General features: G+C 69.3%; 20 protein-coding genes and 1 pseudogene. 13 read left to right on the forward strand and 8 right to left on the reverse strand.

Features of this window, described 5'->3' with window-relative positions:
- Positions 1-181 precede the first annotated feature (181 nt).
- The 3 genes from OHN74_RS19755 (at position 182) to OHN74_RS19765 (ending at position 5,032) form a co-directional block, all read left to right on the forward strand.
- On the forward strand, positions 182-1,513 hold the full coding sequence (locus OHN74_RS19755) for a hypothetical protein (protein ID WP_327695884.1): 1,332 nt from the start codon (positions 182-184) through the stop codon (positions 1,511-1,513).
- Between the two features lie 1,880 nt (positions 1,514-3,393).
- Entirely contained in the window at positions 3,394-4,230 is an 837-nt protein-coding gene (locus OHN74_RS19760) for a DUF2182 domain-containing protein (protein ID WP_327695885.1), read from the forward strand.
- Between the two features lie 145 nt (positions 4,231-4,375).
- Positions 4,376-5,032, forward strand: coding sequence for a DUF1326 domain-containing protein (locus OHN74_RS19765; RefSeq protein WP_327695886.1), 657 nt, complete (start codon positions 4,376-4,378; stop codon positions 5,030-5,032).
- Positions 5,033-5,320: 288 nt separating this feature from the next.
- On the opposite strand, the gene OHN74_RS19770 is transcribed toward OHN74_RS19765, so the two are convergent.
- Together OHN74_RS19770 and OHN74_RS19775 are read right to left on the reverse strand one after the other, a co-directional pair.
- Positions 5,321-5,695, reverse strand: a complete 375-nt coding sequence (locus OHN74_RS19770; RefSeq protein WP_327695887.1) for a DUF1330 domain-containing protein — start codon at positions 5,693-5,695, stop codon at positions 5,321-5,323.
- Between the two features lie 58 nt (positions 5,696-5,753).
- Positions 5,754-6,458, reverse strand: coding sequence for an SDR family oxidoreductase (locus OHN74_RS19775; protein ID WP_327695888.1), 705 nt, complete (start codon positions 6,456-6,458; stop codon positions 5,754-5,756).
- A 227-nt stretch (positions 6,459-6,685) separates the two neighbouring features.
- On the opposite strand from OHN74_RS19775, the gene OHN74_RS19780 reads away from it, so the two are divergent.
- The 5 genes from OHN74_RS19780 (at position 6,686) to secD (ending at position 12,530) form a co-directional block, all read left to right on the forward strand.
- Entirely contained in the window at positions 6,686-7,447 is a 762-nt protein-coding gene (locus tag OHN74_RS19780; protein WP_327695889.1) for a hypothetical protein, read from the forward strand.
- Positions 7,444-8,742, forward strand: coding sequence for a DUF3533 domain-containing protein (locus tag OHN74_RS19785; protein ID WP_327695890.1), 1,299 nt, complete (start codon positions 7,444-7,446; stop codon positions 8,740-8,742). The genes OHN74_RS19780 and OHN74_RS19785 overlap by 4 nt, the downstream gene beginning before the upstream one ends.
- 204 nt (positions 8,743-8,946) lie before the next feature.
- Positions 8,947-9,516 (forward strand): TetR/AcrR family transcriptional regulator, encoded by a 570-nt coding sequence (locus OHN74_RS19790; RefSeq protein ID WP_327695891.1) that lies wholly within the window; start codon positions 8,947-8,949, stop codon positions 9,514-9,516.
- 204 nt (positions 9,517-9,720) lie between these two features.
- On the forward strand, positions 9,721-10,125 hold the full coding sequence (locus tag OHN74_RS19795; protein ID WP_327695892.1) for a hypothetical protein: 405 nt from the start codon (positions 9,721-9,723) through the stop codon (positions 10,123-10,125).
- 62 nt (positions 10,126-10,187) lie between these two features.
- Positions 10,188-12,530, forward strand: a complete 2,343-nt coding sequence (gene secD / locus OHN74_RS19800) for a protein translocase subunit SecD (RefSeq protein WP_327695893.1) — start codon at positions 10,188-10,190, stop codon at positions 12,528-12,530.
- Between the two features lie 375 nt (positions 12,531-12,905).
- Here the strand turns inward: secD and OHN74_RS19805 are convergent, their stop codons facing one another.
- Both OHN74_RS19805 and OHN74_RS19810 read right to left on the reverse strand, forming a co-directional pair.
- Positions 12,906-13,550: a response regulator transcription factor gene (locus OHN74_RS19805; RefSeq protein ID WP_327695894.1), complete on the reverse strand. Its 645-nt coding sequence runs from the start codon at positions 13,548-13,550 to the stop codon at positions 12,906-12,908.
- A complete protein-coding gene (locus OHN74_RS19810; RefSeq protein ID WP_327695895.1) occupies positions 13,538-14,788 on the reverse strand; it encodes a sensor histidine kinase in 1,251 nt (416 codons plus the stop codon). Before OHN74_RS19810 ends, OHN74_RS19805 begins: the two co-directional genes overlap by 13 nt.
- A gap of 169 nt (positions 14,789-14,957) precedes the next feature.
- Here OHN74_RS19810 and OHN74_RS19815 point away from each other — a divergent pair, with 169 nt between their 5' ends.
- On the forward strand, positions 14,958-15,401 hold the full coding sequence (locus OHN74_RS19815; protein ID WP_327695896.1) for a hypothetical protein: 444 nt from the start codon (positions 14,958-14,960) through the stop codon (positions 15,399-15,401).
- A gap of 31 nt (positions 15,402-15,432) precedes the next feature.
- Here the strand turns inward: OHN74_RS19815 and OHN74_RS19820 are convergent, their stop codons facing one another.
- The 3 genes from OHN74_RS19820 to OHN74_RS19830 are packed head-to-tail and all read right to left on the reverse strand — an operon-like array spanning position 15,433 to position 18,807.
- The gene (locus tag OHN74_RS19820) at positions 15,433-15,747 is read right to left on the reverse strand and encodes an SCO4225 family membrane protein (protein WP_327695897.1); all 315 of its coding nucleotides are present in this window, start codon (positions 15,745-15,747) and stop codon (positions 15,433-15,435) included.
- Positions 15,748-15,784: 37 nt separating this feature from the next.
- Entirely contained in the window at positions 15,785-16,465 is a 681-nt protein-coding gene (locus tag OHN74_RS19825; protein ID WP_327695898.1) for a response regulator transcription factor, read from the reverse strand.
- Complete coding sequence (locus tag OHN74_RS19830) at positions 16,462-18,807, reverse strand: sensor histidine kinase (RefSeq protein ID WP_327695899.1); 2,346 nt, start codon at positions 18,805-18,807, stop codon at positions 16,462-16,464. The genes OHN74_RS19825 and OHN74_RS19830 overlap by 4 nt, the downstream gene beginning before the upstream one ends.
- 300 nt (positions 18,808-19,107) lie before the next feature.
- On the opposite strand from OHN74_RS19830, the gene OHN74_RS19835 reads away from it, so the two are divergent.
- From OHN74_RS19835 to OHN74_RS19850, 4 genes and pseudogenes are all read left to right on the forward strand, one after another.
- Positions 19,108-19,557 carry a DUF5707 domain-containing protein gene (locus OHN74_RS19835; RefSeq protein WP_327695900.1) on the forward strand — a complete coding sequence of 150 codons (450 nt, stop codon included), beginning with the start codon at positions 19,108-19,110 and terminating at the stop codon, positions 19,555-19,557.
- A 732-nt stretch (positions 19,558-20,289) separates the two neighbouring features.
- A complete protein-coding gene (locus OHN74_RS19840) occupies positions 20,290-21,603 on the forward strand; it encodes a glycoside hydrolase family 30 beta sandwich domain-containing protein (protein WP_327695901.1) in 1,314 nt (437 codons plus the stop codon).
- Positions 21,604-21,690: 87 nt separating this feature from the next.
- Positions 21,691-21,837: pseudogene (locus tag OHN74_RS19845) on the forward strand (MFS transporter); the annotation flags it as partial.
- 64 nt (positions 21,838-21,901) lie between these two features.
- Complete coding sequence (locus OHN74_RS19850; protein WP_327695902.1) at positions 21,902-22,522, forward strand: hypothetical protein; 621 nt, start codon at positions 21,902-21,904, stop codon at positions 22,520-22,522.
- Between the two features lie 201 nt (positions 22,523-22,723).
- Here OHN74_RS19850 and OHN74_RS19855 read toward each other — a convergent pair whose 3' ends face one another.
- Positions 22,724-26,086 carry an alpha-L-rhamnosidase-related protein gene (locus tag OHN74_RS19855; RefSeq protein WP_327695903.1) on the reverse strand — a complete coding sequence of 1,121 codons (3,363 nt, stop codon included), beginning with the start codon at positions 26,084-26,086 and terminating at the stop codon, positions 22,724-22,726.
- Positions 26,087-26,378 lie beyond the last annotated feature (292 nt).

A 26,378-nucleotide genomic window follows, 5' to 3' on the forward strand; every position in this document is an offset into this window, starting at 1 on the left:
ACGCACGCCTGGGCTGAGCGCTCCTGTTTTCCACAGCAGAGAGCGCGCTTCGTGATACCGTTTCGCAGTTGTGTGGCTCACACTTGCCTTGCGGCCTCGCCCATCGTGTCCGTCACCTGCGCGACCAACGGAGCCGCGCCCCACAGATCTGATGAGCCACGAGGACCCACGAGGAGTACCCATGGCTCAGGCCGGCGCGAGCGCGCTGACCTCTCACTACCGCCGCTTGCAAGGTAGCTGGAAGGTGTCCAGCAGCACCCAATACCAGCGTCTCGTGGTGCCCAATGGAAATGCCTCCCAGCCATTTCATCGCTGGTTTCATCTGAAAGAGGCCTACTCTTCGCAGCTGTTGTCCCAACTTATGGCCGACAGCTCTTATGTTCCAAACGAAAATCTGGCTGTCTTCGATCCATACAGCGGCAGTGGCACAACTTTGTTGAGCGCCTTGGATATGGCTACCAACCATGGAATTCCGGCTCAAGTTAAGGGCGTCGAGAGAAATCCGTTCCTCTGGGAGCTTTCTCGCGCCAAGGTCTATGGCCGAATCTGTGGCCGAGAAGCAGCTAAGGCATTCGACGTTGCCCTAGATTCTGTGGCTGATGCGTTTCATAGTTCCAGCAGAGAATCTCTACCTATTCCGGATCAGAGTACTCTCCAGAATGAGGCCTATTTCCCGAGGCAGAACGTACGGGATCTGGTAGCTATCCGGAGTTCCATTGATTCGTGCACCGATGGCGAAGTTCGCTCTCTCCTCAGAATTTGTCTCGCCGCAGCGGTAGAGGGCTGTGGGCGTTTGCGCAGGGACGGCCGCGCCTTGCGGTTCGCTCCTAACCGGCAGCCGAAAGACGCTTGGAGCTCATTTAGCGAACGTGCGGGCGCCGTGCTCCAAGACCTCCTTCTCACTGAACCGATTGAAAGTTCCGGAGAAGTGTTTTTCGGCGATGGTAGAGAGGGAGTAAATGAGACAGCAGTATTTGACTGGATCGTCTTCTCTCCCCCTTACCCGAATAATATTGATTACACTGAAGTCTACAAAACTGAGGCATGGATGCTGGGATGCTACGAGACTCCCGCTGAAATGCGTGCACAGAGACAGCTAACGGTGCGCAGCCATCCAAGTATTCGGTTTAATCAAGACTACGCATTTTTGGCCAGTGACGTATCCAGAGAAGTTCAGTCTGCGATCGACCCAATTTTGGAATCAGTTCCTGATGATCGTTATAGCTCCGGTCGCGTGGAGCTTATAAAGGGATACACGGACGACATGCTTCTAACCTTGCAGAAATGCAGGCAGAACATTTCTCCCGATGGGCACCTCGCCTTCATTGTTGGGAACTCGGCGCACGGCGCGGGAGACGATTCATTCGTTATCGCAGCCGATGTCCTAATGGGTACCTTGGCCGAACTGGCGGGCTGGCGAGTCGAGGAAGTGCGAGTCGCAAGACAACTGAGTCGTCGAACTTCCGACAATGAGTTTCTTCGAGAGAGCGTGGTTCTTCTAAGGCCGGCGTAAATCGGGAAGTACGCTATAGCATCCACTGAACTCGACCTTACGTGACGCAGTAGGAGTGCGGGGGGACCGGATAGCCACGGCCGGATCACTTGTCGTTTCGAGCCGTGGACCAGCGGTGGAATGCGCTACTGCGTCAGTCTGGTTGCGACTCTCTGACCAGTGAGTACACAGGGGGCCGCAACCCGCCGGAGCCGTGTTCTCAGGTTCGGGTCTTACTGGGGGTGATCAGCATGAGATGCCTAATGACGCCGTCACCAGCGGAAGCGTTGAGGTCTGGGTCTTCGTGTGTGTGCAGGCGTATGCGGCGCTGAGCGGTCCCATGGCGGGGCCTATGGACTATTTGTGACCAGGGTTTCGGTGCGTCGACGTAGGTCAGCCCACTATTTCAGCGATGCCCTTCATCCGGCGTCGGGCCACTTTGTAGAAGCGGTAGGACGGCTCAAGCTTCTTCAGTTGATCGGCCTCCCCGCAGGCTTGTGGACCACGGCGCAGGTCCGCCAGGACGGTCGCCGTACACCATCATCCAGAGGGGCTGAGAAGGATCCGCTTCGACCATGTAGCGGAGACCGGAGGGGCAGAAACTTCAGCAGCCTGCGCGCCCCAAGTTCAGCGTTTGTGATGGCTCTTGAGGTTAGCTCCTGCGCCGCTGGGTGACTTCAGGTAGTTATTCTCTGCCTCCGTCTCCGTCAACTTGGAGTACAGATGCTGGCGTCCAGACAGCGACCCCAAGGGCGGCGACGGTCAGAATCTCAGCCACAACCAGAGCCGCTTCCGTCGGCAAGACTCGCTCTGGTCTACGACATGGCAGCGTGGCTGAGGCCGGTGGGGGTGCAACGAGGCACACGCGCACCTGCACGGTCGGCTGACCCGCCATCGTGGCGGGCTGTCGTCGGCTGAGGCTCAGACACTCCGGGGCCCAGCTCTTCCAAGGCACGTTCGAGGCGAAGGGACCATGCCATTCGCGTGCCAGATCCTGCGGGGAACCACGGGGAACCACGGGAACTCGTCCCGGGTGCGGCCAGGGCTCCAACACCGCTCCGCCGCAGGTCAGCTCAGCGACCGCCGCCAAAAGACCCGAGCTTCCCAAGCTGAGAGTGCGAGTTCGATTCTCGTCACCCGCTCTTTTCAAGCCCTAGGTCAGCGACCTGGGGCTTGTCTGTTGCCAGGGGTTCCTCGACAGTTCTGGCCCTCCAGGCGTGCGAATTCAGGGCACTCGGCGGGCACGGGGGCTCAGGTGGTGACCTCGGGCCCGACGCCTCCCTCCCCGTCGTAGAGGGGGAGCCGGTCACAGCGGTGGGCCTTTCAGGACTGCAGGCCGTGTCGAGGGCCTGGGCGAGGTCGGCGATGAGAAGTCGGCGCGTCGCTCGGAGTGGTCCAGCGCCCCGGTGACAGCCGCAACGCCCCGAGCACGCGGGCTGGTTCAAAGCCCATGACGGTCAGGACAACCTCTCGCCCCACAAGGCACGCGTGATGGCGGAATGCGCCCGCGTCCTGCGCCCCGGCGGACGCCTCCTCGCCCGCGCCGGCTTCCAGGACATCCAGCGGGTCCACCGCCCCCCTCCATCGACGACTGCGCCCTGGACCCGCTCTTCGACGCCGACACCATCGCCCTCATGACGCCTTCATGCGGTGCCTCGTACCGGACGCGAGGCAGGACGCGGTCGCCGTGGCGGTCGTCGTCCGCGCCCGCAAGACCGCCTGAAGGACGACTGCCGCCACCCGTGGCTCGGTGTCGAGGCCGCTCCTGCCAAGGGCGTAGAGCTCATCGGGCCGGCAGGCATGGGAATGTGCGCCGAGACCTTCGCGAAGAACTGCCCGGACCAGCTCGCGCCGAGGGCGGGGAAATGCTCTCCTGGAAGGAGCCGCAGGAGAACACGCCGATGCGTCACAGCCGGGGTTTCGCTCTCACAGCCGGCCGGTCGGTCGCCCCGACCGGAACGGGTGGGGGGTTGCTGCCCACGCGGGATCTCGCGGCCGCCTGGTTCCTCGTGGTGCTGATCGCCGTCCCCGCGTGGGTGCTGACGATCGGCCAGGCCCAGGACATGGGGGTCGAGCCCGGCACGATGGGGATGGCGCTGCCGCTGTTCCTGGTGCTCTGGGTGACGATGATGGCGGCCATGATGCTGCCGTCCATGGCGCCGGTGGCCATCACCTGGGTCCGGGGCATCGGCCGACAGTCCTCCGGCTGGGCCCGGACCGTCCGCACCGTCGAGTTCGTCGCCGGATATCTGCTGGTGTGGACGGCGTTCGGGCTGCTCGCCTACGCCGGGCTGGCCCTCTCCGGCAGCCTCGTGGACGACCACCCCAGAGCCGGTAGCTGGATCGGCTCGGTCGCCTTCCTGCTCGCGGGCCTCTACCAGCTCGGCCCCTTGAAGCACGTCTGCCTGCGGCACTGCCGCGACCCCCTGGGCCATCTGGTGCGCTACTCCGGCTTCCGGGGGCCGACCCGCGACCTGCGGGTGGGCCTCCACCACGGTGCCTACTGCGTCGGCTGCTGCGCCGGGCTGATGGTCGTCCTCGTTCCGCTGGGCGTGATGAACGTGGCGGCCATGGCGGGGCTGGCCTTGGTGATCTTCCTGGAGAAGCTGTCGCCCCGGGGTGTGCTGCTGGGGCGCGTCGTGGGCGTGGCGTTCCTCGTCCTGGCCGTGCTCGCGCCCTTCCAGGACTGGCTGCTGCCCGGCCTGCAGGACTCGATGCCGTCGATGGACGACATGTGATCCCTGCGCGTAACCGGGTTCCGCTCAGGGGGGCGGGAGGTGCAAGCTGGAAGGGAGACCGTGTCCCGTCCCCGGGACCGGGCTCGGCGCACGCGGTCTCGCCACTCCGAGTGAGCTCCCTGGAGCTCGGCAGGAGGGAAGCGAGATGACAGAACAAGCCACGACTGCGACGCGCTGGCATCTGACCGGCGACTGGTTCGATGTGTGCAAGTGCGCCATCCCCTGTCCGTGCACCTTCGCACAACCCCCGACCTACGGCGACTGCGAAGGCATCCTGGTCTGGCACATCCGGGAGGGCAGCTACGGCGACGTCCGGCTCGACGGCCTCAACGTCCTGATGCTCGGCTCCTTCACGGGCAACGTCTGGGCCGGCGAGCACAGCGACCCCTACGCCGCGGTGTTCCTCGACGAACGCGCCGACGAACAGCAGCGCGGTGCTCTCGGGGCCGTCTTCGGCGGCGAGGCGGGCGGCTGGCCCGCGCAGTTCGGGGAGATGCTCCACCCCGAGATGCGCGGGATGGATGTCGCTCCCATCCATGTGGAAATAGACGATGACCTCGCCACCTGGCGGGCCGAGGTACCCGGCCGGGTCACGGCGGTCGCCGAGGCACTCACCGGCCCGACCACCACCGAGGGCGGGCGCGTCCAGGTCCACAACGCCCCGGGCGCCGAGGTCGGACCGGGCCAGGTCGCCACCTGGGGCCGGGCCACCGTCGACCAGGCGAACGCGTTCGGCTTCTCCTGGGATCGCTCCGGCAAGTCGAGCAAGCACTTCCCCTTCGACTGGAGCGGCCCCGACTGACGCGGGCCTGCGGCGAAGGGGCTGCTCCGAGCCGCCTCCGCCCCGAGTTGTTCGGCCCCCTGGACGACCTGTGGGACAAGTCCGACCGCTGCCGTCGGGCACGGGCAGGGGCACGGGCAGGCGATCATCGGCGAAGTCGTACGCCGGGCGGTCTCGTCCAAGGGTTGAATGCGCCCTGCGTGTCCTTTGTCGGCCCGACCCGCCGAAGCCGACTGTGGCAGCCCCTCACCTCGAACCACTGCCGGACTGCGGGAAGGGGACCACGATCACCCTCGTCGCAGCCGGAATCTAGGGCTTGAGCACCGCCAGTACATCGTCGAGCGAAACGTCGGTGGGGTCACTCATATCGGAACCATCGAACGTCTGCCAGATATAGGACGCCGTCCCGCTCTCCCGCAGGGGATGCAGGTCGGCCAATTCCGGATCGTCGCGGAACCTGTTGAACGCCTCTTCGGACTCCCATTCAACGAGGAACAGGACCTGCCGTGGCGCGAGGTCACCAGCCACGTTGTCCCGGAAGCGACCAAATGCCACCATCCGACCGCCGTACCGCGGAGCCGCTTCCGGCAGGCGGCTGAAATACGCAAGGTATTTCTCCACGTCGACCACATCGAACATATTCAGGGCGTAGAACTTCTTATTCACTGAATAATTCGCACTCATTGCCCATACCCTCTCCGGTGAGTTGTGGTTGGCGGTGAGGCCCCGCCGGGGATCCGGTCTACTTGGCGGGGAGCTGGTCGTACAGGCCGGCCAGTTCGCCGGACAGGCCCGCCTTGACCTGCCGTGAGATGTCATCGGCGAGCACCTCGTACGCGCCCGTCTCGACGCCGTCGAGGGCCAGGGCGGCGACGTCACGCGGGTCGGACTTGGGTGCCTCGACGCCCGCCGCCAGGTCCGTGTCGACGTAGCCGACGTGAAGTCCGGTGACGGCGATGCCGCGCGGCTGCAGCTCCAGGCGCAGGGAGTTGGTCTGCGACCACAGGGCGGCCTTGGAGGCGCTGTAGGAGCCGCCGAGCGCGATCCAGGAGAGCACGGAGTGCACGTTGAGGAGGTGGCCGCCGCCGTTGCGCTCGATGACCGGCACGAAGGCGCGGGTGAGAAGCAGCGGACCGTAGAAGTTGGTCTCGAACTCCCGGCGTACGTCGTCGACCGGGGAGTCGAGGAAGGACGCGCCGACCGCGGCACCGGCGTTGTTGATCAGCACGGTCACGTCCTGCGCCTGTGCGGCGGCAGCCGCCACGGAGGCCGGGTCGGTGACCTCCAGCGCCACCGGGACCGCGTCGGGGTGCGTCACCGTGCGCGGGTCGCGGGCCGTGGCGTAGACCTTGCCGGCGCCGCGTGCGTACAACTCCTCCACCAGGGCCTTGCCGATGCCTCGGCTGCCGCCGGTGACGAAGACGTTGGCGCCCTTGAGTGCGGTCATGGCTGCCTCCACGAGATGAGATCCACAAGGTGGGAAACCGATCGGTTTCGCATCACCGTAAACCGATCGGTTTTCAAGCGCAAGTCCAACAAGGGGCTTGATCGACGACCCGAAGGCGAGGCCCGCCACTTGGACTTGCGCACAGAAACCGATCGGTTTACGGTGGTGAAACTGATCGGTTTCTCGCCGTGCAGGCGAGCCTGGAACCCGCATCCCTGGGAGCACGGATGACTGCCGCGCGCGACGCCGAGGGGCAACCCGTTCCTCCCAGGCTTCCGGCGAAGCCGGCGGCCCACCCGTCGGTGCAGGCCGTACTCGCCCGGCGCGGGACCGGCGGTATCGCGCGTCCGTCGGCGGTGATCGACACGGAATGGCTGCGCGAACTGTGCCTCGCGGCCGGCGCGGACGACACCGCCGCGGTCAGCGTGGATCACCCGGACCTGTCCGGCGAGCGCGAGCACGTACAGTCCGCGCTGCCCGGCACCCGCACCCTGATCGCGATGGCGGTCCGGATGAACCGCGACAACTGCCGCTCCCCGGCCCGCAGTGTGGCCAACCAGGAGTTCCACCAGACCGACGAACAGGCCAACCACACCGCCCGCAGCGTCACCCGGGCGCTCCAGGACTCCGGCTACCGCGCCCTCAACCCGTCCGTCGGCTACCGCTCCCGGGTCACCGATTCCGAGAGCGCCTCCATGTGGCAGAGCCTGTCCTCACCCCCCGGCTACAAGTGCGGCTACCGCCTTGCCGTCCGCCCCGCCGGAGAGGACGTCCTGGGCCCGTACCTGGACGACCGCAAGAACTTCATGGACTGCGTGCTGCGCCCGTTCCAGGTCAAGAAGGAAACCCTGTACGTCCTGCTGGGCTCCCACGCGCAGGAGTACGCCCGGCGCCGCTTCCCCCACAAACCCGCCAAGGAAGTCACCGGTGGCTGGCAGCCCCCGGCGAAACGCTCCGCGTCCCCCGACCGAGAGACACGTACATCATGAGCGGCATCACCCCCTTCCGCGTCCTGCGCGCCAAGCCTCTGTGGATCGCGAACGGCGTCATCACAGGCGTACTCGCGCTGCTGTTCGCCGTGTTCTATGTCGGCGCCAACATCGATCCGGCCGATCACCTGACCAAGCTGCCCGTCGGGCTGGTCAACGCCGACAAGGGAACCGCTGTCGGCGGCAAGCAGGTCAACCTGGGGACCCGGATCGCCGAGTCGATCACGAAGTCCACCGCGGGCGGGGACAGGATCGACTGGAAGGTGCTGGGCGAGAGGGAGCTGAAGGAGGAACTCGGCAAGGGCAAGCTGTTCGGCGCGCTCGTCGTGCCCGCCGACTTCACCTCCTCGGTCACCGCCCTGACCGGTACCACGGCCGCCGGAACCCCGGCCCGTCCGACACTGACGGTGCTGACCAACCAGTCCGCCGGCAGCATCGGCTCCGGCCTGGCCCGGACGGCGACGACCCGGGCGGCCGAGAACGCCTCGCTCCAGGTGGGCAAGGAGATGACCGCCCGGATCGGGACCGCGCAGGCGAAGCTGCCCGCCGCGGCACGCGTCCTGCTCGCAGACCCGGCCGCCGTCATCGTCGAGGACGGCCATCCCCTCGACCCGCACAGCGGTCTGGGCCTGACGGCGTTCTACTATGCGCTGGTCCTGGTGGTCGTCGGCATGCTCTCCGCCAACGTCATCAGCGGCCAGGTGGATCACGCTCTGGGCTACACCCACAACGACCTGGGACCGCTGCGCCTGCACCGCCCGCTGATCCGGGCCACCCGGGTGCAGACCCTCACCATCAGCAGCACCCTCATGGCCGGACTGTCCCTGCTGACGGGCACCCTCGTCATGGCCGGCGCGGTCGGCATCATGGGCATGGACGCCTCCCACCTGCCGCTTCTCTGGCTGTACTCGGTGTGCGCCATCGCGGTCTCGGGGATCGGCGCACTCAGCCTCCTCGCGGTCTTCGGCACGCCCGGCATGCTGCTGGTCACGCTGGTCTTCATCGGGATGGCGGTACCCACCGCCGGCGCCACCACCCCCATCGAGGCGCTGCCCGGCTTCTACCGCTTCCTCGCGGAGTTCGAGCCGCTGCGGCAGATCACCGGCGGCATCCGCTCGATCCTCTACTACGACGCCCAGGGCGACGCGGGTCTGACGCGGGGCTGGGTCATGATGGCGGCCGGACTCGTGGCTGCCGTGCTGTTCGGCTTCGGCGTACTGGGGTGGTACGACCGCAAGGGACTGCACCGCATCCCGGCGGAGACGAAGCCCGAGAAGACCGCCGTCCCGGCGTGACGGCAGGTCGCCCAGGACGGGCCACCACTCGGAGCGGCCCCGGCCCCGGTGCGGTGTGTGTCGCCCTGCCGGGGACGACAGGCGCGCGCACACCGTCATCGCTCGGCGACGGCCCCTTCCCCCCGGGCCGTCGTCGAGCCCCTCCCCGGACCTCCCGGAAACCGATCGGTTTTCATTTCGTCCACTTCGGGTTAACCTCGCGGTATGACCACCGAAGTGAAGCGGAGCCCCAGGGAGCGGTTGCTGGAGGCGGCAGCCGCGCTCACGTACCAGGACGGCGTCAGCATCGGCGTCGAGGCACTGTGCAAGGCGGCGGGGGTGTCGAAGCGCTCCATGTACCAGCTGTTCGAGAGCAAGGACGAGCTCCTGGCAGCAAGTCTGAAGGAGCGCGCCGCCCCCTACGCGGCGACTCTCCTGCCCGCGGCGGACGACGGCCGCTCCCCCCGCGAGCGGATCCAGCACGTCTTCGCGCAGGTGGAATCGCAGGCCGGCGCCCCCGAGTTCCGCGGCTGCCGGTACCTGGCCGTACAGATCGAACTCAAGGACCAGGGTCACCCCGCGAGCCGGGTCGCCCATCAGGTCAAGGCGAACCTGACCGCATTCTTCCGCGCCGAGGCCGAGCAGGGCGGGGCGGGCGATCCCGATCTGCTGGCCCGACAGCTCATCCTGGTCTTCGACGGCGCCAGTGCCCGCGCGGGAATCCAGGCCGACACCCTGGCCGGGCTCATCGCACCCACGGTGACCACCTTGCTCGACGCGGCAGGCGTACGCTGACGCATCGCCCGTCCGACCGACCGCCCGACCGCCCATCCGTCCGCCCGCCCGCCCGTTTCCACCGGCAGCAACATTCCTGCGGTGAGGCGGGAACCTCAGGACGCCCGACTGCGTTCATGTCACTGACGGCCGGACGAGCGGAGCCGTCGGTTCACAGAGTCAACTGCTGATTCCGTACGACGACTTGGCCGGGGGGCAAGAGGCGTGCAGCAGCACCGCGCACACTCCACGCGCCCCGCCGCCGTCGTGCTCTCCGCGCTGCTCGCGGTCCTGACCTTCCTCATGCCGGTGTCGGCCAAGTCGGCGCCGGTGTCCCGCCCGTCCTCGACTGGCACGGCCGCGGCGGCGACCGCGCACGCGACCGCGACCGCCGACTCGCAGCGACCCGTCACCGTGGCGCGCCCCGTGCTCGGCCACGCCGACGCCGTGCCGTACCCGTTCCACCCTTTCCTGGGCCCCGGCACCGGGGCCGCGGCCCCGCACCGCGCTGTCGGCGGTCCCGCCGCGGCCGTTGCGGTCGCGGCAACAGGAGCGAGCCGGGGCGTCCACGCGTATCGCCCGCGCGGCCCGCCGTCCCGATGGAGCACCGAAGTCCGTATCGACGCCTGACCGTTCGCCTCCGCGTCCGGGGCAGACGTCGACTCCGTCTGCCTGCCCATCGTGGAGAACCCATGTCCCGCGCGCCCATGTGGCGGGCGATCATCGCCCTAGGTGTGATCGCCGCCTCGCTCTTCTTCGCTCTCACCCAGTCCGCCCGCCTCGGCCTCGACCTGCGCGGCGGCACCCAGATCGTCCTGGAGACCAGGGACTCACCCGTGGTCGAGGCCGATGCCGAATCGACCCAGCGGGCCCTTGAGGTGCTCCGCCAGCGGGTCGACGCGCTCGGCGTGTCCGAGCCGAGCCTGTACCGGTCCGGACAGCAACGGATCTTCGTCGAGCTGCCCGGCGTACAGGACCCGCGCGAGGCCGCCGAAGTCATCGGCCGTACCGCGCAGTTGACCGTCCACCCGGTGCAGGGCGCGACGGACAAGCAGGACGCGAACAAGGGGAAGCCGGCCAGGGACGGCTCACGCACCCTGGCCGACCCCGACCGGAAGGGGGCGTTCCTCAAGCTCGGGCCCACCGTCCTCACCGGCGACGGCGTCAAGGACGCCGAGGCAGTGCTCGACCAGCAGACGCTGTCGGGCTGGGTGATCAACCTCGCCTTCCGCGGACAGGCGGGCAAGGACTGGGCACGGGTCACCGGGGCGGCGGCCTGTGCCCCGCAGGGCGCCCCCGAGCGGCGCGTCGCCATCGTGCTGGACGGCAAGGTCCTCTCGGCGCCCGGCGTCAACGCGGATGTGGCGTGCAACGTCGGCATCTCCGGCGGCTCCACGCAGATCACCGGCGGCTTCGGCCGGGAGGAGGCCCACGATCTGGCCGCGCTCGTCAAGGGCGGTGCGCTGCCGGTGCCCGTGGACGTCGTGGAGCAGCGCACGGTCGGCCCCACGCTCGGTGCCGACGCCATCGCCGCCAGCACCCAGGCCGCGATCATCGGGCTCGCCCTGACGGGGCTGTTCATCATCGTCGTCTACCGGCTGCTCGGTGCCCTGGCCACCATCGCGCTCGCGCTGTACGGGCTGATCTCCTACGCCGTACTGGTCGCCCTGGGCGCGACCCTGACACTGCCGGGACTCGCCGGTTTCGTCCTGGCGATCGGCATGGCGGTGGACGCGAACGTGCTGGTCTTCGAGCGTGCCCGCGAGGAGTATCTGGGAGCCCGCGCCCTGAAGTCGGCCTCGGCGCACCTGGACAAGCCGCTGAGCATCGGCTTCCGCAAGGCATGGAGCGCGGTCGTCGACTCGAATGTGACCACGCTGCTCGCGGCCGGGCTGCTCTTCTTCTTCGCCACCGGACCCGTCAAGGGCTTCGGCGTCACGCTCTCCATCGGTGTCCTCGTCTCGATGATCTCGGCCCTGGTGATCACCCGGGTCCTCGCCGACTTCGCGATCCGGCGCCGCTACGTGCGGGGCCGGCCCGGCCTGACCGGGATCACCTCCACCGGCCGGGTGCGTGCCTGGCTCGCGCGCCGCGAACCCCGCCTGGTGCACCACCGGCGCCGCTGGCTCGGCGTCAGCGCGCTGCTGATCGTGGTCGCCGTCGCCGGAATCGGCCTGCGCGGACTGGAGTTCGGGGTGGAGTTCACCGGCGGGCGCCTGGTGGAGTACAGCACCAGCAGGCCCATGGACGTGGACGCGGCACGTACGGCGGTCACGGACGCCGGGTTCCCGCGCGCGGTGGTGCAGGAGTCGGGGCACGGCAACATCTCGGTACGCACCGGTGAGCTGAGCAACGACCAGCAGCACACGATCAGAACGGCGCTGGCGGAGGAGGGCGGCGAGGTCACCGTCGAGCGGGACGAGCTGATCGGCCCGAGCCTCGGCGACGAGCTGCGCCAACACGCGCTCATCGCACTCGGCATCGCCGTCGCGACCCAGCTGATCTACCTCAGCGTGCGGTTCCGGTGGACGTTCGCCGCCGCGGCGGTGACAGCCATGGTGCACGACGTGCTGCTTGTGGTGGGCCTGTTCGCCTGGCTCGGCAGGCCCGTCGACAGCGTCTTCCTGGCGGCCCTGCTCACGGTCATCGGATACTCCGTCAACGACACCGTCGTCGTCTTCGACCGGGTGCGCGAGGCGCGCCGCCGCGATCCGGCGGCGGACCTGGAAACCACCGCGAACAAGGCCGTCATCCAGACGCTGCCGCGCACGGTGAACACCGGTATGGGCGCGCTGTTCATCCTGGCTGCCCTGGCCGTGCTCGGCGGTGACTCGCTCGCGGACTTCTCCGTGGCGCTGATCGCGGGTGTGGTCATCGGAATGGCATCGACGGTGTTCACCGCCGTGCCGATCGCCGTGCAACTGGAGGGCAGCCATCCGGCGCCGCCGGTGCGACCCAGGCGCAGCGAGAACGGCGGGACGCGCAGTCCGCTGGAGCGACGCGGGCGGGCACGGGATTCAGGCGCCGTGGTGTGAGGGCCGGTCCGCCTGGATGAAGAACGGAGGGCCGGCACCGTGGTGGGCGATTTCCTCGCCCACCACACCGGCAGACTCCTCGGGACCGGCTGCGCGCGGGCTGCGCAGCCCGTCGCATCCCCGGCACCGCTCCGGGCACAAGGTCGCCTGCCGCGAGCGGTAGCGGCGCCCCAGCCTCCCCGCCTCGACAGGACATGTGCGTCCGCAACGCCGTAACAGACACCGTCCTCCGAGCGGGACGGGACGGGGTGGGGTGGGGTGGCCGGCTCGGGCGGGCAGGGCCGTGGCGCGAAGGGGCTCGTCCTGGGAGGCCGGGGAGTGAGCCGCCGCGGTCACCGGCCAGGCCCCGCGGTGGGACGGAGTGCCCGGAACGTGTCAGGCCACGCCGAGAAAGCGCAGAACGGCGAGCACCCGGCGGTGGTCCGCGTCGGCCTTCGGCAGGTCCAGTTTGGCGAGGATGCCGTTGATGTGTTTGGCCACCGCGCTCTCACTGACCACGAGCCGCGCGGCGATTCCGGCGTTGGACCGCCCGCCCGCCATCAGCTCCAGCACCTCGCGTTCTCGTGGGGTGAGCCGGTCCAGCGGGTCGCTGTGGCGGCGTACCAGCAACTGGGAGACCACCTGCGGGTCCAGCGCGGTGCCGCCTTCGGCCACCCGGCGCAGTGTGTCCGCGAACTCCTCGACGTCCGCGACCCGTTGCTTCAGCAGGTAGCCGATCCCCGACGTGTGCGCGGACAGCAGATCCGCCGCGTACCGCTCCTCCACGTACTGGGAGAGCAGCAGCACGGCGGTACCGGGCCACTGCTGTCTGATGACCAGCGCGGCTCGTACCCCCTCGTCCGTGAAGCCGGGAGGCATCCGGACGTCCACCACCGCGATGTCCGGCCGGTGTTCCTCCACCGCCGCCAACAACGCCTCGGCGTCGCCCACTTCGGCGACCACCTCGAACCCCGCCATCTCCAGGACCCTGACCACGCCGATCCGGAGCAGGACGGAATCCTCGGCGATCACGGCACGCACGGCAGCTCCACGGTCATGACGGTCGGTCCCCCGACGGGACTGTCGACCGACAGCCTGCCATCGACCGACGCGACCCTCTTGGCCAGCCCGGCCAGCCCAGTACCGCCGGCGGGTTCGGCGCCGCCCACGCCGTCGTCGCTGACGACGAGAACCAGGGTCGCGCCGACGCACTCCACCGTGACCTCGGCCCGGGACGCCTCGGCGTGCTTCACCACGTTCGTCAGTGCCTCGGAGACGATGAAGTACGCGACGGCCTCGACCGCGGGCGAGGGCCTCGACGGCAGGTTCACCGTCACCCCCACCGGGATGGGCGCCCGGGCCGCGACACCCGAGAGCGCGGCGTCGAGGCCGCGATCCTCCAGAACGGCCGGGTGCAGTCCGCGCACCAGATCGTTCAGCTCCTCTATCGCCTCCTTCGCCTCCCGGTGCGCCTCGTCGAGCACGCGGCGGGCGTCCTCGGTCAGGTCACCGAGCGTCGCCCTGGCCAGCCCGAGGTTGACCGCCAGGGAGACCAGCCGCTGCTGGGCGCCGTCGTGCAGATCGCGTTCGATACGCCGCCGTTCGGCGTCGACCGCGTCCACCAGGCCCGCCCGGCTCTCGGCCAGGTCCGCCACCCTGCGCGCCAGTTGTTCCTCGCGGCTGGGCCCGAGCCGGACGGTGGCGGTGCGGGTGTCGAGCCGGGTGAGGGCTCCGGACAGCCAGGATGCCGCGTAGAGCAGGGCGATTCCGGCGGCGGTGGCGTATGCCGCCAAGGGGGTGTAGCCGGCTTGGCCGAGTCGCGACTCCGGTGGAACGAGCCAGATCCATACGTAGGTCGAGGCGACCACGGCGGACATGGCCCACAGCAGAAGGACGAAGCCGGCTGCGAGGGCCAGGAGCGGTCCGAACAGCAGGTGGTAGCCGAGCTGCCGCCGGCCCGCCGGGGAACGCAGCCACTCGGGCAGCGGGGGACGCGGCCCCTCGTAGGGCGAGGGGATGTCCACACCGAGACGGGTACGGAAGCGGGCGTACTGGGCCTCGGTCAGCAACGGCCCGGCCGGCATGACGGCGGCGAGCGGGGCGAGAACCGCGAGGAGGATATCCGCCGGCGTTTCCGGGACGAAGAGGATCCAGGGGAGAGCCATGACGACCAGGACAGCGAGCTGGATCAGAACCCCGGTGACCATGAACACGGCCGGGCGTCCGGCGCCCTGGAACGGCCACTGGATCACGCGCCGCAGACGGGCGGTTATGTGCATGAGGGAACGGTAAGCGCCGAGGTCAGGGGTGGTCCATGACGTAGGCGTCCGTCCTGGGGGTGTAGCTGGTGCCACCCCGGAACGGTCATCTGCGCTACTGACTGTGATCGCCGCGCGGTCGAGGCTGAAAGCCATGCAGGAGAACCGCCGACGCGAGGAGTCCGAACCGATGAGTGCGCTGATCACCCGTCAACCACCTGGTGTCGAGGGCGGGTCGACCACCCTGAGGCGGGTGCGCCGCTGGTACCGGATGGAGTACGTCCTGGTCGGCAGCGGGCTGGCCCTGCTGCCCTGGCTGGTCGTGCTGGCGGACAACCTGCCCGCGGTGGCCGTTGCCTCCAACTGGCGCACGGTCTGGATCGGCCTGGACGCCGCGGAGGCGGTGGCCCTGATCGCCACGGGACTGCTGGCCGTACGAGGTCACCGCCTGTACCCGCTCACGGCCACCGCCGCCGCCACACTGCTGGTGGTCGACGCCTGGTTCGACACGATGACAGCGGCACCGGGCGCGGACCAGGTCTCGGCGGCGGCGATGGCACTCGGCGCGGAGCTGCCGCTGGCGGTGGTGTGCGTCGTACTCGCGGCAAGGGGGCACGCCCGCCGCACGGTCTGACGGTCTCCCGGGCCTCCTCCTCGTGCATTGACTAGTCCGTGCCACCGCCCCGACGCAGTGCTCGGGTGCACCAGCCGATGATCGCGGTGTTGACCGCTGCCCCGAGAGTGACGGCGATGACGGCCATGACGATGTTGTCCGGCAGTACGAGGAGCACGAAGCTGGCGGGGGCGGTGGCGAGAAGGGGGATGACGCCGGCCATGGACTCGTCCGAGCTGTCGCCGATGGTCACCACCAGGGCCCACGCGAGCAGAACGGCACAGACGACGAGGTAGCCGAGGCCGACGACGCCGATGTGGTCGCGCAGTCGGCGGAGGATGGATCGGCCGGTATCGGTGTCGGTCATGGGAGGGGTGGGCTCCTTGGCTGCGGCTGGGTGGTGGTCAGAGGTGGGTGCCCGGTGGGTTCGGGCGGGCGAGGCCGAGGTCGTACGCGAGGATCGTCGCCTGTACGCGGTCGCGCAGGCCGAGTTTGCGGAGCAGCGCGTTCACGTGGGACTTCACGGTGCCTACGGTGATGCCGAGTTGTTCGGCGATCTCCGTGTTGGTGAGTCCGGCCGCGACCAGGGTGAGGACGCCCCGTTGGCTGCCGGTCAGGCTGTCCAGTTCGGGGGAGCTCCCGACCGGGACCGGGGCGGGTGGTCCGGACGCGTAGTGGCCGATGAGGCGGCGGGTCGCGGACGGGGCGAGCACGCTCTCGCCGGCCGCCACCTCCCGGATGCCCTGCAGCAGTTGGGCGGGGAGTACGTCCTTGAGGAGGAAGCCCGAGGCGCCGGCGCGCAGCGCGTCGAAGACGTACGCGTCGAGGTCGAAGGTGGTCAGGACGAGGACGCGGGGCGCGTTCTCCCGGCCGGTGATGATGCGGGTGGCGGCGATGCCGTCCAGTTCGGGCATGCGTACGTCCATGACGACGACGTCGGGAGCCAGTTCTTCGGCCAGCCGCACCGCGGCGGCGCCGTCGGCGGCCTCGCCGACGACCGTCATGTCGTCCTCGGCGTCGATCACGGCGGCGAACCCCGCCCGTACGATGCCCTGGTCGTCGACGACCAGCACGTTGAGGCTCATCGGTGTCTCTCCTCGTTGTCCGGGGTGTCCTGCGCGACGGCGAGTGGCAGTCGGAGGCGGACCGCCCCCTTCGGGCCGGTGGTCACGGTGCCGCCGAGCGCCGCGACCCGTGTGGTCAGCCGCTCCTGTACGGCCAAGGCTGCGGCACGGGGTACCCCGGTGGCCGTGAGCGTCAACGTACCTTTGTCCACGTCCAGTTCGAGCATCGCGGGCTGCTCGCCGCCGGCCGCGAGCAGCGTCTCGGCGGCGCGGTAGGCGGCCAGGTCGACGGCGGTGGGCAGTCGTTCCGGTACGCGGTCGGTCAGCCGGATCTCGATGTCCCGTCCGGTGGACCGGAGTTGGTGGGCGAGCAGGTCGAGCGCCTGGAGGGTGGGCTGCGGCCGTAGTTCGGCCTCTGTCTCGCCCTCCCGGGCGGTGTCGAGCAGGGTGCGCATCGCGGCCAGGGCCTCGCGGGCACGGGTCGCTGTCGCATCGAGTCGGCCTGCCTCCGCCTCGGTGACCATGTCGGCGGCGCGGGCCAGTACCGTGGTTTCGAGACCGGCGGCGATACGGCGGCGCTCGGTCCAGGCGTCGCGTACGGCCTCCTCGGTCCAGGCGGCGAGGCGTTCGTCGTGGGCGCGGCGGTCGGCCTGTCGGCGCCGGGTGCGGAGGCGTCCGGCCAGGTGAGCCGCGGTTCCTGTGAGGGCCGCGCCGACCGTGGTTCCCGCGACGACCGCCCAGACGGGAGCGGCCGTACCCCGGTCCAGAACCGCGATGGTGGCGGCCACGGCGTGCACCAGCACCGTGAGCACCATGAGGACTGTGAGGAGAAGGGTGGTGATGTGGCCGCGGGCCGGTGGGGGCCGGTCGCTCACCCCTCTCATGGGGAACCCCGTCGCGAGGGCCGCGCACGTGGCCAACAGGCTCAGCGCGGGCGGGAGGAGGACGGGACCGCCGTAGTTCCCCAGCGCCATCGCCACCGGCCACAGCAGCGCCAGCCCCAGCAGCATCCCGTACGCCGTCCGCGGAGCCCTCCGCAGCCACAGCAGGGCCACCGCCTGGCCCGCCGCCAGCAGGGCGAAGAAGACACCCGCGGACACCCGCGTCGTGCTCGACGCCTCGTCGGCCCGGATGACCAGCACGGGCAGCAGTGGCTGCAGGACCAGGCCCGCCGCCGCCACCAGCTGCGCCACGCGGTAACTCCTCGGCGCCGACGGCTCCACCGTCGTGGCCATACGGCCCGGCAGTACCGCCCGTACCTCCCAACCGCCCTCCGCCGTCGGGCCGCTGTGCACCGTGCCGCCCGCCTCCCGTGCCCGGGAGCGCAGGAAACCCTGCCCACGGCCACCGCCGAGTCCCGCACCGTGCGCCACCGCACCGGCCGGCGGGGACGTGCTCGTGACCGCGACGTCGGTGCGGGTGTCGCCGTACCGGCACAGCACCCTCGTATGCGCGCCGGGGGCGTACCGTGCCACGTTGGTCAGCGCCTCGCGCACGATGCCGTACGCCGCCTCCGCGACGGTGCCGTCCGGCAGGGGGTCGATCTCGCAGTCCACCCGCTGGTCCAGGCGCCGGAACCCGGCGACCAGATCCAGCAGCCGTTCCTCCGGTGACGGCACATCCCCGCGGGAGGGCGCAGGCGCTCGTACCGCGCCGAGCGCGCGGGTGACCTCGCGGCCGGTCTCGACCGCGAACTCCAGTGCCTCCTGGGCCAGTTCGGGTCGGCGGTCGCGCAACCCGAGGGCCGCTCCCGCCGTGACCACCACGGCCGTCAGATGGTGGGCGCTGATGTCGTGCAACTCCCGTTCCATACGGCGCCGTTCGGCCGCCGGGAGCCGGTGGCGCTCGAACTCGGCCCACTTCAGGAGTTGTTCGGCGGCTCGCCGTGCCCGACGGGTTCGTCGTACGCGCAGGCCGGCGCCGCACACGGCGGAGTACAGCAGAGCGGTCAGGACGAGGTCGAGCCCGTCGCGGTCGCTGAGCCCGTGCAGGCTGATGCCCTGCAAGAACTGCCAGGCGGCAAGTGCCACCACGCACAACACGGCGGTGAAGGCGTCGCGTTCGGCCGCCACGGTGAACAGGGCCAGCGCGACACCCGCGGTCCCGAGCACCGCCATCGCCCCGGCGGGCAGCGGTCCGGCACCCAGCGCGCAGGCGGCGGCGACCACGACGAGGGTGGCCACCGGGCGGGTACGGCGCAGGGCGAGCGCGGCCGTCACCACTCCGGCGACCAGGGCCGCCACGAGAAGGGAGGCCATGGTGGGGGCAGGGACGGTCCCGCGCACCAGCGGCGCCCCGGGCCACACCACAGCCTGGGCGCAGATCAGCAGGACCGGGAGCAGCCGGTCGTCAGTTCGATTCATGGCGGATCAAGGCTATGGCCGCAGGTGAGCGGCCCGACTCCGGCTGGAGGCGGATTCCGGCCTCTTACCTGGGTTGCAGAGTCTCTACCTGTGGTTCGAGGCGCCACTCGTCCTGCGGCGTGAGGACGGCGCCATGCCCCGGCCCTAGGCTCGAACACATCGAGAACGCGGTCGGCCACCGCTTCTACGACCACCTCCAGGACCGGCTCCACCAGCGGCTCCACCAGAGGTTCGTCCACGGTCTTCCGTGCTCTTTCGCGTAACCGACCCGACTTTCCAACCAATTCAGGGGGATCTCCCATGTCCAAGCGCGTTCTCTTCTCGTCACTCATCGGTGTCGTCGTCCTCGGCGGAGTGGCCGCCGGCGGTCTCGCCCTGGCCGCGGGCCCCACGGAGCCGACCCTGGACCGCGGCACGGCTCGCTACACGGCTCCGTCCGACAGCAGCGCGGGCTCGCTCACCTACACCGTGGACGTGAGCGACGACTCGGGCATCCGAAACCTCAAGGTCCTTGCCTGGCCCGCGAGTTCGAAGCTCGACCCGACCGAGGCGGAGCTTCGCTCGGCGGAGAGCGCCAAGTGCGGGAGCACCTCGGGCGAGACCACCCGCTGCACCTACACGCTGAAGGTCACGAAGCAGGAGGCTGCCGAACTGGCCAAGGGCACCTGGTACGTCTCGGCACTGGCGACGGCCAAGGACGGGGGCACGACGTTCGTGCCCGGCGCCGCCACGTTCGACGTCGCACGCTGACGCGCTGACACACAGGTCGAACCGTCGTTCAGTGACGCGGTCTGCCGGAAGCGCGGCTTCCGGCAGACCGATCCCGCCTGTCCGCCGGGCCGGACCGACGGTCACAGGTCACCCGCGCACGACACCTGGCTGACAGCCAGTCGGACAGCCGCCAGACAGCGAGAGCCGAGGAGAATCGGAGAGCATGGCCAGTTGCAGGAAGTGCGGTGTGAGAAAGCACAGTTGGCCCCGCTCCTGTCCAGGGTGCCGCGCCGGGTCGGCCCGGGCGGACGTGGCCATGGCGGGGGCCGATGTGACCGTGGCGGCAGAGCTGTTCGGGTGGATCAGACGGGCGGTCACAGGCGTCGTGCGGCGGATTCTCGACTGGGCCTGACCCAGCGGGCGCGATCCTGCTCCCGAAGCCGTCGGCATCGATCGCACCGGCCGGGACAGTAAGCATCGGCGGGTCCCTGCCGAGCTCGCTCCAGGGCCACTCCCCGCCCGTCGTCGCGCGCAAAGGCTTGACGGCGGCGAGTGGCAATCGTTAACTTCCAGGCTTGACGAGCATGCGAAATCTTGCATGCGATTCGCAATACCGAACAGTCTCGACAGCTTCCCGAGCCGCCAAGGGCAGGCCGAGGCAAGGACCGGCAACACCTCCCCCGAACAAGACCAGCGCGTAGTCGTCCCTGCGTGTGGGAGCGCTCCCACGTCGATGGCGCGGATCAGCGCCCACAGTCAAGAGGAGGAGACATGACGCAAGGTCGGAACGAGCCCGCGAGCAGCGAGCGGAGGTCGCCGAACCGGAGGACCGTCCTGGCGACGCTGGGAGCCCTGCCGGCTCTCACCGCCACGACGTCGGCCGTGGCGGCGTCGAGAGCTGCTGCCGCGACGGCTGCCACCACGGCGGTCGTCGACCCCTCGGCGCGGCGGCAGACGATCCGGGGCTTCGGCGGCATGACCCACACGGCCTGGATCGGCGACCTGACAGCCGCCCAGCGGGACACGGCGTTCGGCACCGGCGAGGGCCGGCTGGGGTTCTCCGTGCTGAGGATGCCCGTTCCCGAGAACCAGGCGGACTGGAGCCGTGACCTGGCGACGGCAAAGCGCGCGACCGAGCTCGGGGCGACCGTCATCGCGTCGCCCTGGAATCCCCCGGCCTCCATGGTCGAGACCTTCGTCCGCGGCACTCAGACGGACGCGAGACGCCTCAGGTACACCATGTACGGCGCCTATGCCCAGCACCTGAACGACTTCACCACGTTCATGCGGAACAACGGGGTGAACCTGTACGGCATATCGGTGCAGAACGAGCCCGACTACGCTCAGGACTGGACGTGGTGGACTCCCGCCGAAGTGGTCCGGTTCCTGCGGGAGAACGCCGGCTCGATCGGCACCAGGGTCATCGCACCCGAGTCCTTCCAGTACCGGAAGAACATCTCGGACCCGATCCTCGACGACTCCACGGCGCTCGCCAACGTGGACATCATCGGGGCCCACCTCTACGGCACGGCGCTCGCGGACTTCCCCTATCCCCGCTTCAAGGCAAAGGGCGCGGGCAAGGAACTCTGGATGACCGAGGTCTACCACCCCAACAGCAGCGATTCGGCGGACCTCTGGCCACAGGCGCTCGACGTGGGGGAGCACATCCACCACGCCATGGTGGACGCCGAGTTCCAGGCGTACATCTGGTGGTACATCCGGCGCAGCTACGGGCCCATGCGGGAGGACGGCCGGATCAGCAAGCGCGGTGCCTGCATGGCGCACTTCGCCAGGTTCGTCCGCCCCGGACATGTGCGGGTCGAGGCGACGGCGAACCCGGTGTCGAACGTCTACGTCTCGGCGTACCTTGGCGGCACGTCCACGGTCGTCGTCGTTGCCGTCAACAAGGGGACGTCCGCGGTGAGCCAGCAGTTCACCCTGAAGAACAGCACGACGTCCGGTGTCTCGTCCTGGCTGACCGACGCGAGCAGGACCGTCGCACCCCAGGGCACGACGGGTGTGTCGAACGGCTCCTTCACCGTCACGCTTCCGGCCAGAAGCGTGATGACCTTCGTGACGGCGTGACCGTCCTGCGGGACACGGTGATGACACGGTGAGCCCCTCGTACGGTTCAGCCGCCGAGGGGTGCCGGGCGTGGTTCAAAAAGCGCCCTACAACGGCCACGGCTATCAGAGCGTCTTCTACTTCATCGCCGGCACCTGGCTGGTCGGCGCGATCGTCCTGGCCCTCTTCGGCACCCGGACGCGCTCGGCGCGCCTCGCCGAGGCGGAGCGGCAACGCGAGGGCGTCCCCGCCTGAGGCGGGCGGCCCGACCGTCGTGGTGGCCGCCGCCGTCCCGCCTGAGGCGGCCACCACGACAACCATGCGGACCTTCGACGACTCGTCGCTGACCGTCGTCCGCTGCCGCTGGTGGGCTCGGGCCATGCCCGCCCCGTACCCGGATCCGCTGCGCTACGCTCCGCTCCGCGCCATGAAGCTGAAGGCGGCGGTCACACTGGTTCTCGTCGGCGCGGGCGGCATGGCCACCCTCGCGGCAACGGGAGTGTGGGCGCTGTCGAGTGGGCTGCTCTACGGCTGTACCGAGGCTGACGAAGAACTCGCCCCCACACTGGCGTCCTTGTCCGTCCTCGACGCGCACCCGAGCCAGACGCAGCCGCAGGACGAGCGGTACTCCGGATGCGACGAGGATGACGGATTCGCCTACGCCGGGCAGTCCTACCGATTCACGACCCCCCGAGCCGACGTGCTGGCCTTCCACCGCCAGGCCGCCGCGGCGGACGGCTGGCGACTCAAGAGCGCCGACCCTTCGCCGTCCCCGGCACCCGGCAGCCTCGCGGTCGACATCTCGGCGCTCTGCTTCGAGAAGCCCGTCGCGGGCACTACCGCCCATCTCGCTGTGTGGTTCCCCGGCGATCTCGGGGACAGCCCCGACGAATACGGCCTGGAGGTCACAGCCAGCCATGACGGCACCGCCTGGTGCTGACCCCGCGAACGGCACGGCCCCCTCGTCGAGCCGTCTGGGCAGGGGCCTGACCTTTCACAGGTCGGGCCCGGGAGGCGAGGGCGAGGAAATCGCCTCGGTTCTCTCGAACGCGGCGATGCGCCGCCGTATATCGGTGAAGCCGGCACGGCCCGCCCCGGCACGTGGGTGTGCGCAGGGGCGGGCCGCTGTGGACGGGGCTTGTTACTTGATGCCGATCTCGGCGAGTTGCAGGCGGAACTTGGTGGTCTCGTCGGAGGCCGGGGTGCCGAGTCTGGTGGCCGTCAGGCGGAGGTAGCGGCCGGTGGTGGACGTGAGGGTGTAGGTCTGGGCGGCTCCGGCCGGGTTGGCCTGGCCGGTGACAGTTCGGGCGGTGGTGTAGGTGGTGGATCCGTCGGGGCGGGTCTGGAGTGTGAAGTCGACGGGGAAGTTCGCCGTCCCGCCGCCGGTTGCGCCGGCGTCGGTGCGGGGGTGGAGGGTGACGGAGCCGATGGTCCGGTCGGCGCCGAGGTCGACCTCGATCCACACGGGTGTGGCGCTGACGTCGGCGGCGGGGAAGTCGATGCTGGTGAAGCCCTTGGCGCCGGTGACGCTGGTGGTGGTGCCCTCCAGGAGCCGGGTCTTGCCCCAGTCGCTGTTCTCCAGCGTGTAGTTGGCCGTGACCGTGGTCGCGGCGGTGGGGACGGTGAGTTCGGCGAGCTGCAGGCGGAACTTGGTGGACTCGTCGGAGGCGGGGGTGCCGAGCTTGGTGGCCTGGAGGCGGACGTACCGGGCGGTGGTGGTCTTGAAGCCGTACGTCTGCACCAGCCCCTGGGGGTTGGCCTGGCCGGTGACCGTGCGGGCGGTGGTGTAGGTGGTGGATCCGTCGGGGCGGGTCTGGAGGGTGAAGTCGACGGGGAAGTTCGCGGTGCCGCCCCCGGCGGCCTGGGTGTCGGTGCGGGGGAAGAGGCGTACGGCGTCGAGGTCGGTGTCGGCGCCGAGGTCGATCTCCACCCAGACGGGGTTCGCGCTGACATCGGCGGCGGTGAACTCGTTGCTGGTGTACCCGCGGGCGCCGGACACGCTGGTGAGCTTGCCGTCGGTGAGCCGGTTCCGGCCCCAACTGCTGTTCTCCAGGCTGTTGTTGCTGGTGACCGTCCTGTTCAGGGCGAGGTTGTCGAGGCGGCCGGTGCCCGTCGCCGTGAACGTCCACGTGCCCGGCTGGACCGTGAAGTAGACGTACGAGGCATCCTTGCCGTCATAGGCCAGGCCGCTGACGCTGCCGGTGGATGAACCACCGGTGAAGACCGTCGTGCCGTTCGCCTTGACGACGGGCTGGGAACCGCCATAGGTGGGCACACCCACGCGGGCTGTCGTCCCGTTCGGCGACGTGAGCGTCAGGGTGGCCTGGGTGCCGTCGCGGGTGATGGCGAAGCGGATGTCGCCCGCGCCGGTGGGCGTCACGGTGTTGATCTTCGTGAGGGTGCCGGTCTGCGGGGTGACCTCGTAGGTCGCCCAGCCCGCCGTGGTGGGCCGGACGCCGGCGGCGTACGCGGACAGGGCGTACAGCGGGCCGCCGTTCCAGGCGTGGTTGTCGGTGCCCTGCGACTTGACCCACACCTCCCACAGGGTGTGGCAGGCGGGATCGGCGACCTGTGCGGCGAAGCGGTTGCGCATCCGCTCCTCGGCGACCGTGGCCGCACCCATGAGGTACAGCGCCTCCAGGACGTAGAACTCCATGTAGGGGCTGGCGTTGAGGTGGGTGCGCAGCACGTTGGTGATCGCCGGGTAGTGGCCGGGGGTGGCCAGGCCCGCGACGACGGCGAGGGCGTTGGCCCGGTCGTCGGTGTCGCCGGTGTAGGCGGGAGAGCGGTACTCGTTCTTCGTGGAGTTCCACAGAAGAGAATCGAAGTTGGCCTTGATGCTGGTGCGCTGGGCCTGCCATCCGGCGACGTCCGCGGTGTTGCCGCTGAGGGTGGCGAGCTTGGCGGCGGTGTCCAGGGCCAGGTAGTACCAGCAGTTGTTCAGGACGCGGGTGTCGATGTTGCTGCCCCAGTCCTGCCAGTCCCAGTCGCCGGTGCGGTGGGCCACCAGTCCGTCGCTGCCCAGGCCCCACAGGTCCAGGTACTTCTTCACCGCCGGGTAGGCGCCGGTGACCGTGCTCGTGTCGCCGGTGTAGAGGTGGAACGTCCAGAACGACCACACCGACGCGAGCATCTGGTTGGGCAGTTCGGCGGTCCAGATGGTCGAGGGCATCGGGGAGTAGAGCGCCCCGCTGTCCTTCTGCCAGGAGGCCAGCTGCGCGATGGCCTTCTTGCCGAGGGCGTGGGAGTTGGTGTCGAAGGTGTAGAAACCTTCCTTCAGCTGGTTGACCACGTCGCCCCACCACTGGGCGCGTTCGCGGGTCGGGCAGTCCATGTAGTTGTCCCGCATGTTGACGTACATGGTGCGGGCGGCCTTGGTCCACACGGTGTCGAAGAGGGCGTCGCTGCTGGTGAACGACCCGGCGAAGTCCGTGTCGTACCCCGACTCCCGGTACTTCAGCTCCACGATCGTCACGCCCGCCGGGATGGTGTACCGCACGGCGGTGCCGCTCATCCAGCCCAGCGCCTCGAACTCCTGGACCCCGCCGGTACAGACGTAGGTGGCGCGGACGTTGAAGATGGTGGCCTGGTCGATGCCCACCAGGCCCTTGCCGTCGTCGTAGTGGTCGGTCTGGATGCCGATCACCGCGCCGGCCGGGGCGTCGACCTTCAGGTACGGCGTGACCTGGATGTTGGACGGCAGGGTGGCCCAGATGGCGGTGGAGCCCTGACCGGTGGCCGGGAGCGAGGCGGCGTTGGCGTAGGACTTCAGGCCGGAATAACGGAACTGCGGGATCGGACGCTCGACGAGGCCGTTCCAGGGAGTGGTGCCGGCGGCGCCGAAGTCGGTGGGCGCACCCCAGGCGCTGTCGTCGAAGCCGGCGGACTGCCAGTTCGCCATGGCGGTGGCGTTGCGGGCGTCGTAGTAGACGTTCGATTCCGGCAGCCGGAAGTTGACCTGCGTGCCGCTGGTGTTGTTCGAGTAGCCCGGGTGGACGGTGTGCTTCCAGCCGGTGTCGCTGACCACCCGGGTCGTGGTCGAACCGGTCTCGATGTCGGACTGGAACAGCAGACCGCCCTTGCCGCTGCTGCTGTGCGAGAAGCCCTGCTTGCCGAAGTACCGCACCAGCAGCGCCACCGTGTTGGTGCCGCTGGTCAGGTACGGGGCGAGGTCGATCTCGTCGTAGTACGTGTCCGTACGGTTCGGCCCGCGCTTGAGCCCGCCCTCGAAGACCACGAGTGTGCCGTTGACCCACAGCCAGTACTTCGAGTCCGCCGCGATCTGCGTCACCGCCTTCGAGGGCGCCGAGCCCAGCGTGAACGATCTGCGGAAGGCCACCCACTGGTTGGTCGAACTGGACGGCGCCCAGATCCACTTCGCGGTCCACGAGACCGCCGCGGACGCCACGGGCGCCAGCCCGGGCAGCATCAGGGAACCCAGCGTGGGGGCGAGCGCCACGGCTATGGCCGAGCGCAGAACAGACCGGCGCGCTACATCGTGCATCGCGGGCTCCAACGGTAGTTGTGCGGGGAGGGTGGCAAACACGTCGACAGCCCGGAGTCCAAGGAAGCGGAATTATCGACTCCACGCCCTTGAAACGTTTCAATCTGGTGCTTGCAGCCGCGATCTTTGTCCCGTTCGCGGCGCCATGTCAATGGTTGTGCAGTCGACGTTCTCGCGAGTGACTCCGTTTCACCCGGCGATCGCCGGGCGTTCGGGCAGATGGGCAGGGGTGGTCCCACCACCATTCAGGGCGGGTGAGCGCGGAGGGCCTCACCGCCACGAGCGGACGCGG

This window comes from Streptomyces sp. NBC_00459 (genome assembly GCF_036013955.1).
Classification (GTDB): domain Bacteria; phylum Actinomycetota; class Actinomycetes; order Streptomycetales; family Streptomycetaceae; genus Streptomyces.